6 protein-coding genes and 1 tRNA gene are annotated in these 12,843 nt (G+C 65.1%); all 7 read right to left on the reverse strand.

Translation table 11 applies throughout. The annotated features are described in order from the left end of the window. Window positions 1–1,203: hypothetical protein (locus tag I71_RS22460; RefSeq protein ID WP_148294329.1), on the reverse strand; the 1,203-nt coding region annotated here is incomplete at its 3' end. Between the two features lie 283 nt (window positions 1,204–1,486). Beyond that, window positions 1,487–5,740: an NACHT domain-containing NTPase gene (locus I71_RS22465; protein ID WP_148294330.1), complete on the reverse strand. Its 4,254-nt coding sequence runs from the start codon at window positions 5,738–5,740 to the stop codon at window positions 1,487–1,489. Between the two features lie 60 nt (window positions 5,741–5,800). Further along, window positions 5,801–7,582, reverse strand: coding sequence for a site-specific integrase (locus I71_RS22470; RefSeq protein ID WP_148294331.1), 1,782 nt, complete (start codon window positions 7,580–7,582; stop codon window positions 5,801–5,803). Window positions 7,583–7,688: 106 nt separating this feature from the next. Further along, window positions 7,689–7,762, reverse strand: a tRNA-Gln gene (locus tag I71_RS22475). Between the two features lie 157 nt (window positions 7,763–7,919). After that, window positions 7,920–10,112 carry a 4-alpha-glucanotransferase gene (gene malQ / locus I71_RS22480; RefSeq protein WP_042698524.1) on the reverse strand — a complete coding sequence of 731 codons (2,193 nt, stop codon included), beginning with the start codon at window positions 10,110–10,112 and terminating at the stop codon, window positions 7,920–7,922. A gap of 118 nt (window positions 10,113–10,230) precedes the next feature. Next, the gene (locus I71_RS22485) at window positions 10,231–11,328 is read right to left on the reverse strand and encodes a two-component system response regulator (protein WP_042698526.1); all 1,098 of its coding nucleotides are present in this window, start codon (window positions 11,326–11,328) and stop codon (window positions 10,231–10,233) included. A 157-nt stretch (window positions 11,329–11,485) separates the two neighbouring features. After that, window positions 11,486–12,843 (reverse strand): glycogen debranching protein GlgX (glgX, locus tag I71_RS22490; RefSeq protein WP_042698529.1); only part of this gene is annotated, 1,358 nt, incomplete at its 5' end.

Below are 12,843 nucleotides of genomic sequence, written 5' to 3' on the forward strand. Positions count from 1 at the left end.
CGGCGACAGACTCAGCGACCCGGCGCGCGGCGCGCTCGGAGCGCCGAACTGTTCAGTGAGTTCGAGCGCGAACAGCGCGACCTCGGCCGTGAACTCGCCCTCGCTGCCGCCATCGCTGGAGAGGGGATGGTGGTAGGCCACGCGGTCGAACGCGAACGAGCGGATGGCGCCGAAGAAGCTGTTCGAGCCGGGCTCGGCCAGCACCTCGTCGAGGTCGGGCGCGGCCCCGGCGGCGCGCTTCTTCTCCGGCCAGAGCATGTCGTCGGTGACGTGCCACCGGAGCCCCGACCGGACGTCGTCCAGGCTGGCGAACGGCTCCGGCGTTCCGACGGCGTAGCCCCACAGCGGGCTCAACGGACTCTTCATGCGCAGGGAGTTGTTGAGGCCGCCGGGGTCGGCGCCAATCGGCATGAGCGCGTATGTCAGCGAGCGCAAGGTGGCCCGGAACGCGGCCTGGGCGCGCCAGCTACCACGGTCCGTGAAAGGGATGCTCTTCTCAAGGATCCAGATGAGGTGCGGGTGCTCGATCATGCCGGTTGGCCCGACATGGCCGACGGCCAAGTTGGGAAGCACGACGCCGCACTCCTGGATCGCGGTCCATAGCGCGGGCCAGCCGCCGGGGAAGTCACTGTCGAGCTCGACGCGCAGGACGGCCCGCATGACGCTGTTGCCTTCGACGTATTCGGCATCCAACGCGACAACCTTGGGGCCGCCCGTCTCGACGCGCCCCTTCTCGCGTCCCGTCCGAAGCCTGCTCCGTTTATGGACCTTCGAGACGAGCAGCCGGAGCAGTGGGTGTTCTTCGGAACGGAGACCGACGTAGACCAATGGCGCCACGCGGTAGACCTTGCCGCGGTTGGGCTTGTTCCGACCGTTGGGCAGAAGGGCGCCGATATTCTTCGCGGTGCCCGCAATACAGCCGCCGTTCCACCGGAAGCCGTCGCCAAGTCGGCGGCGGATGATGGTGCGCTCGTCGGCGGCGCGCGCTACCCACTTGGCGGTGTCCTCGTCGGGCGCCACCGGATCGGCCTCACGCAACGCGGCCTCGCGCTCCCGGCGGTGGCGGCGACGTTCGGCGGCGCGGGTAGCGTAGACGTCGTAGGTGGCGAGAAAACGCTCAGCCCACGGGGCGCTGTCAACAAATTTGGTTTCGGGGGTAAGGAGGTGCTGTTGGTCGGCTGCGATATGCAGCCGGGCGCTCACCTATCCATTGGATAGGCGGCATTCCAAGAGTTGACGCTCCTAAATGGGTCAGTCATATTGACCTTCATCAGCAGGTGACCCGCAGCGCCGAGGGATGCCGCCCGATGACGGCGCTGCGGGGTCCACCGCCATGTTGCCGTCACTCTGGCAAGCGTCAAGGGCTGCAATTCGCGGCGGGCCAATTACCATCCGGAACCTTTTGGCACCCGGCGGGAGCCTTCTTCCGGCAATGCCGTATCAGCGGCGCGCGCCGGGACAGCGATGCGGCGCTCAATCTGCGTCGTCAGTGGATAGCGGCATCGAGGACGAACGCGGAAATGGTGCGTCCCTTATCAGACAGGGATGAGGCCTGATCGTTCAACTGTTGACGCAGGCGGTCGATGGTGAGGTCGGCCGCGGGTTTGCGGCCTCCGACTCGGGGCTTGGCCCACTGGTCGCAGACGAACCAGCCGACGAGATAAAGGCCGAACGAACAATTGGTGTCCACCATGTAGCGGTCGCGGAGTTGCGTCTCCATCGCCGTCATGACCTCAGCGTGCCAGCACCCCTTGACCTCGATGATCACCGTCGCAATGGTCAGCGGGTCGGCCATGCCCGCTTGTCGCATCACCGCGTTAACGGTGATGTCCGTCCGCTGTCCCTTATCCGCGGACTTGGAGGCTCGGATCTCTACCTCCCGGTTGGCGACGGCGCCCTGGCGGCCGATGTCCTCTTGAAGGTGCTTTTTCACCAAGTCCGACAGGAAATTCTCGTCCTTGTTCGACCAAGCGGCTTCCCCGTCTTCGTCCACCGCCTCGTTCCAAAGGGACCGGGCGAGCGGTGTCTCGCCCTGAAGCACCACCTGCAAACGGCTCAAAGAGTCAAGGATCAGGCCGAGAAGTTCCTCACCCGATCGGACCAGACGCGCCAGGGGGCGACTGACCAGTTCGAGAAGGGCGGAGGGCGTCGGTGGTGTCCAGGTCTTCTGGACCATTCGTTGACGGGCCGTTATGAGGTGCCACCCCAGCCAAGGTGCCTGGTCTGGCAGTTGTTGCCTGAGGGATTCCAGGGCGCCGATAGCTTCCGACGTGCCGGTATCAGCAAGGTATCGGATGATGCCTTCGCGAAATTCCCGTGCCTCATCAAGCGGCGATACCCAGCCCCCTTCTAGATCCCTCCCCGGTGGGAAGTGCTGAACAAGAAACATGTACATCGTCATCCACGCCGAACCGGGCAGTTGGGACAGGGTGCCAGCCGATGGCGACCCGCCGCTCTGGCGCGCGATGGCGAGAAAGAAGGTGCGAGCAAGTGGCAGGTTTCGTCCCATGATCTCGTTGATCACGGCCCAGTGAGCTGCTGCATCGTGAAGGAAGACCGTAGAAAGAATCGTGGCGGCGTTATCGACGCTGCCTTCGTCCGCGTCGGGCACCAAATTGGATGCCTGCTCAAACAACTGTTGTGAAAGCTGGTGGTTATGGCTGAGGAGCAGTTTCAATCCGTTCCTCAGAAGCTGGTTGTTCAGTCCCGATGCCGACATCACCGAGACGACTATGTCCGCCAAATCAGCGTCCCAGCAGCCATGAAGTAGTCGAAATGCCTCGTTGTCGCCGCCTTTCACCTGCGTCGCGATGCGTTGACGAAGCGCGGCCAAGGTGGCGTCCCGTGCTGCCGCAAGACACAGGGGGAAGAGCGTATCGGCGATGCTGCCGTCATCGTCCGACCACGTGAATGCGGCGATCGCTGGTGCCCATTTGGCCCAGATTTCAGCGGAGAGTGTGGTGACGAAGGCAGGCTCGTGCCGGTACAGATGCCCGAGGGCGAGAACCCCAGCGTCCGCGCGCCAATCGTGACGGTTGGCTATGTTCCACCAGCTATTCTTGCGTTCGCCCCCAGCTTCGTCGTCACCTTCCTCCTCCGCATTCACCGCCGGATCGCCATGCTCAACATACCAGCTGGCCGCTGGGAGAAGGCGTTGGCGTAGCGGCTCGTCCAGGCAACGGAAGCCCGCCATGGCATCAAGGCTGGACATGACGTGGGCCGCACCTTCGCCGTCCTCCAGCTGTTTCTGGAGGATGCGCACCAAATCCCACCACCCGGCCGGATCGCCCTGGTCCAAGAAATCCAACCTGTTCGCTGCGAGTTTGCGGACGACCTCACAGGTGAACGCTTCGCGCTGAGCATGGCGCTGCATGTATTCTTGGTGTTCTCGATTATGTTCCCATGTCTGACGTGAGGTTCTCGCTGCCTCGCTATCGAGGGGAATGCCGTCGAGCCATAGGGTAAATCGATGGTGCAGCTCGGGTTCGACTTCAGCAGTTTGTGCGATCAGCTCGAAGGCTTCGATATCCTGGCGCCACAGCATCCAAATCACGTAGGACCAGAGTCGCTTCTGCGCTTCGGAGTCCGCTTGGCGAAGCTGCACCAAGGACCACTCCACGTCCTCGGGATCTAGCAGAGGCAGGTGATAGAAAAGGTGATGAGCTGCGTGCTCATCGACAAGCATGGGCGCCATTGCCTGGGCCAGACTGCGGCGTTGGTTACGATCAGCCAAAGCCGGTGGGTTCAACCTCTGTAGTTCCCGATCCCACTCGTACCAATCGTGATTGCGGTTCAAGTTGATAAGCAGGCGTGCAACCGCGTCGCGGACGTCGGCATCGCTCAGTTGTTCCAGCCCGCGGGCCAACAGATGAGCGGCAAGTCGAGGAAAATCCCGGTGTCCACGTTCGAGTGGCTTTGGGTTGTCGGCAATCCAACGCGCCATGCCATCCAGCGCCTTCCGCACGTCCCCATCCGGCAGGCGGTCCAGCAATCCGTTTTGCAGGAAAGCGTGGTAGAAACCAATAAGGTTTTCCCGTTGCGGATAGATGAGTGACTCCATCATCCGCGGCGTGTCGAGAATGTCCGGCCACACAAGGGACAAGGCCTTCCCGCGCAACTCGTCGCTCGGATCATCACCCGCCGCGCCGATCGCGACGGGAACAAGGGCCTGCCGGTTACTGTCGCGCAGTACCGGGATCAGTGCCGAGAGTGCGTCCGATCTAACCTTACAGGGTTCCGTTTCATCGAGCACCATAGCCAGCAGATCGCCTTCCAAGGCGCTGGTGGCGCAAGCCTCGGCGATGTCCAGCGCCACAGAGCGCACACGACCAGTTCGGTTTCGATCCTGAATCCACGGCCGCAGTTGATCGGCCAAACCGGGGTGCGCGAGCCGTTGGTAAAGACGGAAGCGGCCTTGGTCCCAATCATGAATTTTTTCATCGGCGCAAGCCGTGAGATATGCGTCAACCAGCGCGGCCCGGTCGGCCGGGTCAGCGGCTGCGACGTCGCTGCGCAGCATCGTGTCCGGGTTGTCGCGCACCAACATGCGAAACAGCGTTGGTTCATGGGATGCCAACCACCCCGCGGTTTCCGCCAGTTGCGGCGGAACCACAAAACCGGGTGATCCTGGATGTCGGACGATGCCAAGGATACGTTCCTCAGACAGCCCCCGGATCACAAGATAACTTGCCGCGAGGAACTCCGCGTAGGTCTGGTGCGCGAAGGTGTAGCGCCCTTCACCAGCCGACCGGAACAAGGCGGTTTCAAGAGCATCGCGGACGTCAGGTTCATTAACAGGAAACTCACGGCCGTCCAGCACCTCGACGCTGCCCGCGATGTCAGCGATGTGCAGCGCGTCATGCTCCGCCTCATGCGCTGGTCGCGTGTCGATCGTCGAGTGCCGGGTGTAGACCAGAAGCGCCGCCACCCGGCGGGCCACCGCCAGACGGTGACGCGCGTCGCTGGCAGTCTTGCGCCGCTTTTCGTCGATCTCCTCGCAAAGCCGGAGACAACCACGCTCGTAAAGCTCCACTTGGCGGTTCGGCAGCGCTTCTCCGCGCCGACGCATATCGAGCAGCATCAGTAGGGTGACCGGGCGGGTCGCGAACGGTACCGCTTCACGGGCCACAACCTCGGCAATAAATTCGACCTCGTCCAACCCCACATGGGATGCCGCGAGCGCAACATCGGCACGGGTCAGCGGCGCCAACTCGTGGACCATGACCGAGTCGGGCTCGAAAATTTCAGCGAGTCGGCCCGCACCGCCATCCGGCCATTCAGCGGCCCGGCAAGCGATCCTCACATGTAGGCGTCCCTGGTCAACCGATTTGGCGTGTGGCCTCAGCCGGCGGAGAAGCGTACTGAAGATGGTGTCAACCCGGAGAAGTCCTTCGTCCAGGCTGTCAATGGCGAGGATGTCCGCGCCGGTCGACAGCGCCTCATTCAGTTCCTCGGTCAGCGCTTCGCCATTCTCGATGGTCTTCAGGTCGATAGCGGCGACGCGTTTGCCCGCCGCCCTGTCCCGCTCCGCCTGATCCCGCAACGCCGTGGACTTGCCCATTCCAGGTTCGCCGAGCAAGACAAGGCACCGCACCGATTCGAGCGCCGACAGTTCAACCGCCGTCGTCCCGTAGCGGGACGCCGCTTCCGCGGTCGGAAGAAGGAAGCCCTCCGGGTCAACGGGAGCCGACTGCTTTTCTGGAACCCATTTCCGGGTCCACGGGAAGGTGTAGCTGGGCATGCGCGCCACAATAGCGCACGGCACGCCGCCAACCAACCTTTTGGCACCCGGCGCACCGATTCACCTCTCGATGGGATCGCCCGGCCGGAACGGCCGCAGGTGGGAGAGATCGACGTCCGGCTTGAACTTGTCGATGGCCGCCTTCAACACCGATGCCTTGACGCGCTTGGTGTAGGTCGCCCCTTCGCCAAGCACCGCCGTCAACTTATGTCCGGCGATCTTGGATACGTGGGCCGACTTCGCGTCGGTTTCCTCCATGAACGTCCGAAAAGTGGCACGAAGGGCGTGAAATGGTCGCTTGCGGTGGTAAATCCCGGTGTCCCGGCAATATTTGGTAAACCGCTGTCTGTAGTAGTGTGAAAACTTTCTGTCAGGTCCTCCACGCTTCAACGTCGGCCAGAGATGGTCATTGGTTTCGTTGCGGAAAAGCTCGACGTACTGCAGGAAGCCGAGCTCAATGAGCTGGTCGTGGATCGGCACCGAGCGGATCGCGGTGTGGTTCTTGAGGTGGTTGCCGTCCTCGCGATGGATAGCGAGAATCCAGACGCCGTCGTCCTTTCGGACGTCCGAAGCGCGGAGCTGGGCGATTTCCTCTTGGCGAAAGCCATGGAAGAAGGCGAGGAGCGGCAGCCAGTAGTAGGCATCGTAGACGATGACCGATCCGCGCTCCGCACGGCGGGTCGGAGTGCACCCGGTCCAGATCGGCGTTCGGAACAGGACGTTGATGTCTTCCTCGTCCCACATCTCCCGGTCCGGTTCTACCGAGCCGTATTTGTGTTGCCGGAAGATGTTCTCGCCGCGGAACCCATAGGCCTTCTTCTGGCCGAGAACCCAGTCGAAGAACGTGGAGAGTGCGGACATATGCCGCTTCACCGTCTTCATGGACAGGCACGTCGGCGGGGTCTGCCCGGCGTCATGCAGAGCCTGCACCTTCTGCACAGCCTCCCGCATCGTCATGCGCCACGCTTGGGACTTGCCGTGGAGGTTGGGGAGGTACTGCAAGGCGTTCTTGAACTCCTCGGCATCATCCCGGGAGTAGTGGGCCAGAGGGTGGTCGCCGTTGAACTCGATCCACAGGCGCACCGTGGCCGCGTTCTGCCTGATGGTCTGCTCCGTGTAGGGCTCCTCCCCGTGCGCCGGAAACCGCATGGCCTTTTCGTGCTGGGCGTAGATTTCTGAGAATGGGGCCGTCGGCGGCTCTGGGGATAGGTCCACGACGGGGGGTGGTGGTGCCGGTGGCGAAGAGGACGTCGGCGGCGAACCGAGGGGAGGGTATTTCCCCTGCGCGGCATCGCCGATCTGGGCGAAGTACTCGGCTCCGGCCCGGAGCATGACTCGGGCGAGGACGGCGACGTCGGCGGCGCCTGTCGGCTTCCCGTGCTGCAGCAGCAGTGCAGCGGCGAGAGGCTTGACGGCCTCGATGTCGTTGTTGATGAGAGCTTGTCGGAGGTGCCGTTCCCCGCCCTCGGCGATCTCCGGCTGTATTGCCCGGATCAGATAGGCGACGTCATCCTCGTCATCGTCGATCCCGCATTCCGCCGGCTCGGCAAACGCGCTGCCCTGGCTGCGCTTGATCTCGGCTTCCCAGATTTCTTCCGCCAGCCATTCGCGGACGATCTGCTCGGTTTCTGCTCTGGTCAGGGTCGGCCGCGCCATGATCTCGCCAAACATCCGCTGCGTCCGCACCCACGCGAGCCGGGCACGCTCCGCCGCCGTCCGGCGGTCGCTGGTGCGCAGGGATCGGACGATCTCCCGGCGCCCCATGCGCTCCCGGAGGACGCCGGGAACCCTGCGCCGGAAATACCACGTCATCCCTTGCAGGCGAAGGTTTTGCTGCGCCACTCCCGGCCCCCTGAAACCGAGGGACCCGGCGCTGTGGACTAGGGGTGTGGACTACATCCCCTCCCGGCCGGGCCGGAAGCCAGAAAGCGCAGTGATATCAAGGAGTTGGTTGGGGGACTAGGATTCGAACCTAGGCTGGCGGAGTCAGAGTCCGCTGTCCTACCGCTAGACGATCCCCCAGACCGTCACCGGGGCGGCTCGTTTGCCGTGCCCCGTGGTGTGGGCGGGTTTATAGCGACCATGTGCCGGGCTGTGAAGAGCTTTTTTCGCTCCGAATGCATTTTTTTCCAACGGTCGCCGTCGGTCCGGCTTTTCCCCAGGCCGACGGCGGTTGCCGTCATCGCGGAACGATGCCGGTCATCGGGGCGACAATGCGACGAAGGTCTTCGTCAGCCTCCAATTCCTCCAGCTTGCGCGAAAGACGGCGCCGCCAGTTGGGGTGCTGATCCACCGTACCCGGCAGGTTGGGCTGCTCCTCGTCGGCCAGCGCATCCTCACTCTGCACCATCACGATGCGGGAAGGCGTGCGCGCCAGATAAGCGTGTACCGCGGCAGACAGCTCCACACGGAAAGGCTGGTCGCCATCCTCGGTTGGATAGCTGTCCGGACGCAGCCCCTCGCGCGACAGGGCCTGCAGCAGGCGCCAACGGTCGACGCCACGGTCCCAGCGATCCTTGTCGCGGCTGGCATCATCCGGATAGAGGCCGAGGCGCTGACGCCAGTCGAGATCCCGGCCGGTCCAGAAACCCTTGAAGGGGGGAAGGTCATGGGTGCTGACCGTCGCCATCGATCCAGCTGGATATTCACCGGGAGACTTGAAGCCACCGTCGGCCGTACGCTCGAAATACAGCACGCGATAGCTGAGGATTCCGGCCTGCTCCAGAGCCGGACGGAACCCCTCCGGCACGGTGCCCAGATCCTCGCCGATCACCACGCAACGGTTGCGGCGACTCTCCAACGCCACGATGCGCAGCAGGTCGCGGAAGGGATAGGCCACATAGGCGCCCGGACTACCGTCCTCCGGGATCCAGAACAAGTGCTGCAACGCCATCACATGGTCGATGCGCAGTGCCGCAGCATGACGCATGTTGGCGCGCAGAAGTTCGACGAAGGGACGATAGGCGGACTCGCGCAAACCCAGCGGCGACAGCGGGGCAAGACCCCAGTTCTGGCCATTCATGTTGAACTGGTCGGGTGGCGCTCCGACATTGGCGCCCTGCACGAGCATCGACGGGTCGGCCCAGGCGGAGCCGCCGCCGGGATGGGCAGCAACGGCGAGATCGCGGTAGAAGCCCATGGCCAGGCCCGCTGACCGGCCCCGAGCCGCAGCGTCACCCAGTTGGCGGTCGGCCTCGAATTGGGCCCAGGCGAAGAAATCCACACGGTCGGCGTGACCGGCGGCGAAGGCGGCAACCTCGGCGCTCTGCGGGTTCTGAAAGGTAGCCGGCCAGTTCCGCCACATCCACTGCGAGGAATCCTGACGGAAGAAATGCTCGTGCAGGGCATCGAACAGGGCGTGGCGATCCAGCGCCGTTCCCATCTCCTGCCGGAAGGCGGCATAGGCGGCCTTGCGCGGATGGTCGTCGGGCAGGCTGCGGAAGCGGATGTGCAGGGCCTCCAGCAGCGGCAATTTCAGCGCGGCGACCGCGGGATAATCGACCAGCTCCGCCTGCCGGGCGGCGACCAGCGCGGCCTGGAAGACCGGGGCGTCGATCCGGGCACGCAGATCGTCCGCGCCCGCGAATTCAGGGACGGACGCCGGATCGATGTAGAGGATGTTGAGGAATTGGCGGCTGGACGGAGAATAGGGGCCGATGTGGTTGGGGTCCGCCGGGAACAGCGCATGCAGCGGATTGAGGCCGACCAGCCCGGCGCCGAGCCGCCCGGCAACCTCAGCGAAGCCGGCAAGATCGCCGAAATCGCCCATCCCCCAGTCATGCTCCGAACGCAGCGAATAGACCTGCAGCCCGATGCCCCAGCTGCGGCCGGCCGGCACCATCTCCTCCACCGTCACGCAGCGCTCGGGCGCCACGATCAGGGTCGTGGAACCCGATGGTCCCACCACGCCGCCGGCAGCCTCCACATGCAGGTCCAGCCGGTGGTAGCCGATGGGCAGCGACACCGGCAGCAGACCGCCCAGTGCCCTGCGTTCATAAAATGCACCGTCCACGGTGGCCCGGTCCGTCACCGACAGGTCACGGACGGCGGTACGGCCACCCTGCGAAGTGCCACCCTCCGGCGTCACCTCCCACACCAGGGTGGCGTCGTCCAGGCCGGCCGGCAGGGCAACACCCAGATCGATCCCCTGCCCTTCCCCGGCAACCAGAACCGGCGGCAACGGACGGCTCCAGGACCGGCCTTCGACCGCGTGCAGGCTGTCGGCCACCTGTTCGTCGGTGACGGCCGGTACCCCCATGGCGGCGATCAGCGCCCGCTTTGTGACGGCGGAGGTTTCGCGCCGGTTGCCCCAGATGTCGTGATAGTGGGGTTCTAGTCCAAGCAGATCGGCCAGCCGGTCGAGATCACTCATGCAGGTCCCCGCGGGTTGTACGGAAAGAAGGATGGGGCTTAGGGATTGGGGCGGCGGCCGGTGGCGTCAATGCCGCATGGCGGCCTATGCCGTCGGCCCGCCCCATCTGCCGGCCCGGTCAGCCGGCGGACAGGGCCGCCCCCGCCTGCCCGCCCGCCGCCGGGGGCGGAGCGGACGGGGCACTGGCTTCGGTCGTGGCGTCGTCGGCCGGAGTCGTGGCGGAGGCCGTCAGTGCCGACGCCGCCGCCGCGGCCTTGGCCTGGGCAATCTGCTCCAGACGGGCGCGATAACCGGCCACGGCGGACGACACCTCGCGCGTCATCGCCTCCAGCGGGCGGTCCGGATCGACCGCCTGCATCAGGGCGCGGGAAAGAGCCTGCAGCTGATCCCGGTCATCGGCGGGAACCGGACCGCTCTCGGCGACGGCGCGCACTTTTTCGGCCAGGGTCTTGATGGCGCGGGCGACCGCCTCCACCGGGGCATGGTCGCCGTCCTCGCCCAAACGGCGCAGGAGATCGTCCAGAAAGACGCCGATGCGTCCGACATGGTCGATGGTCATGCGGTCCGGAACCGGCCGCTCCAGCCCGGCCAGAGCGAACTCCACCAGGAAAGCGACCTGGATGCTGGCACGCAGCCGCTTCTGGACGGTGACGGCGGCAATCGCCTCGTTCAACAGCATGCGGGCGCCGGATTGGGTCCATTGCCCGGTCGCCTTCAGCCGCAGCGTGTTCGGAGCGTCCAGCACCGGCACCTGCGCCCCCTCACGCGGGGATTTGCGGCGGTCGGGTCCGGTATAATCGGCGGTGACGACGAAGCCCTTGCGCGCCTCGATCAAGCTGACGATGCGGTCGCGCACCTGCTTGGGCGACACCGGCTTCATCAGCAGATCGTCGCCGCCGGCATTGGTGACGCGGGTCAACAGCGCCGGGGTCGGTGCCCAGGTGGTGACGATGACGCCCGCAAAAGGGTTGGGTACGGCCGGTTCATTGCGCAGGGAGCGGATGAAGCGGAAGGTCTCCGAATCCTCGCCATCGGCATCGACCAGCACGAGATCCGGCATGGCCGCGGTGAGCAAGCCGGCAGCGGCCTTCACAGAGTCGAACAGCTCCACCCGGCGGAAGCCCAGCCGGATCAACACGTCGCGGAACACGCGCGCGGTATTGAGCTGGCTGTCGATGATCGCGGCGTCGACCTGAGAGAAATCGTAATCCGGCATCGTCCTACCCGAAGCTCCGCTGCGGCTGTGACGGGAACACGCGGCACAGCGTAACACGCTTTGTCTGCACCCGTCGCGGGAGCATCTCCACCCGGGCGGGGCATGGACAGTGGGCAAAGGATCGCAGGGGCCCGCCGCCCGCCAGGGAGGCCCCACGCTACAAGCCTGGCTGCTCCACCAGGGTGAAGACCAGGACCGTGCGCCCATCGACCAGCACCGACCGTCCGGCCAGATGCATGCGTTCGTCCCCCGCCCCGTCGGCGACGCGGGTGTCGAGCACACAGCGCCAGCCGCGGCCGCCGGGCACGTCGGGCAGGGTCACGGCCAGAATGTCGGCATGGGCGTTCAGCACGATCAGCAGGACACCGTCGGACAGCGGCTGCCCGTCCGGGCCGACATGGGTGCCGGCACGGCCGTTCAGCAGCAGGACGATGCAGCGGGCCTGGGTGTTGCGCCAATGCTCCGCCGTCTTCTCCACCCCTTGGGCATTGTACCAGACGATGTCCTTCAGCCCGTTGGCGGCCACCTCCTGCCCATGCAGGAACAGGGGGCGGCGCAGCACCGGATGGACACGGCGCAACGCGATCAGCCGGCGGACGAAGGACACCAGCGAGCCGTCGCGCCGGCTCCAGTCCAGCCAGGTGATGTCGTTGTCCTGGCAGTAGGCGTTGTTGTTGCCGTCCTGGCTGTGGCCCAGCTCGTCGCCGGCCAGCATCATCGGCGTGCCCTGCGACAGCATCAGCGTCGCCAGCATGTTGCGCTTCTGCCGCGCCCGCAGTTCGACCACCGCCGGATCGTCGCTCGGCCCCTCCACCCCATGGTTCCAGGAGCAGTTGGAGGAATGGCCGTCGCGGTTCTCCTCACCGTTCGCCCAGTTGTGCTTGTCGTTGTAGGAAACGAGGTCGTGCAGGGTGAAGCCGTCATGGGCGGTGATGAAGTTCACGCTGGCCCAGGGGCGGCGCCCGCGCTTTTCGAACAGGTCGGCGGACCCGGCGATGCGGCCGGCCAGTTCCGGCAGCATGCCGTCGTCGCCGCGCCAGTAGCGGCGCACGGTATCGCGGTAACGGTCGTTCCACTCCGCCCAGCCCGGCGGGAAATTGCCGACCTGATAGCCCCCGGGACCGACGTCCCACGGCTCGGCGATCAGCTTCACGTCGGCCAGAACCGGATCCTGGCGCACGGCATCGAGGAATCCGGAACCGGGATCGTAGCCGTAGGGCTCCCGCGCCAGCACGGTGGCGAGATCGAAGCGGAAGCCGTCGACATGCATCTCCGTCACCCAGTAGCGGAGGCTGTCCATCACCAGCTGGACCACGCGCGGATGGCTGAAATCCAGCGTGTTTCCGGTGCCGGTGTCGTTGATGTAGTAGCGCGGGTTGTCCGGCATCAGCCGGTAATAGCTGAAATTGTCGATGCCCTTGAAGGACAGGGTCGGCCCCAGATGATTGCCCTCGGCCGTGTGGTTGTAGACGACGTCAAGAATGACCTCGATCCCCGCCTCGTGCAGGCGGGCCA

Source organism: Azospirillum sp. B506, from assembly GCF_000333595.1.
Taxonomy (GTDB): domain Bacteria; phylum Pseudomonadota; class Alphaproteobacteria; order Azospirillales; family Azospirillaceae; genus Azospirillum.

What these genes read in the sequence shown, in the direction of transcription:
- I71_RS22465 (WP_148294330.1), bottom strand. Translation starts at nt 5,740, where the DNA reads ATGCCCAGCTACACCTTCCCGTGGACCCGGAAATGGGTTCCAGAAAAG.
- malQ (WP_042698524.1), bottom strand. Translation starts at nt 10,112, where the DNA reads ATGAGTGATCTCGACCGGCTGGCCGATCTGCTTGGACTAGAACCCCAC.
- I71_RS22485 (WP_042698526.1), bottom strand. Translation starts at nt 11,328, where the DNA reads ATGCCGGATTACGATTTCTCTCAGGTCGACGCCGCGATCATCGACAGC.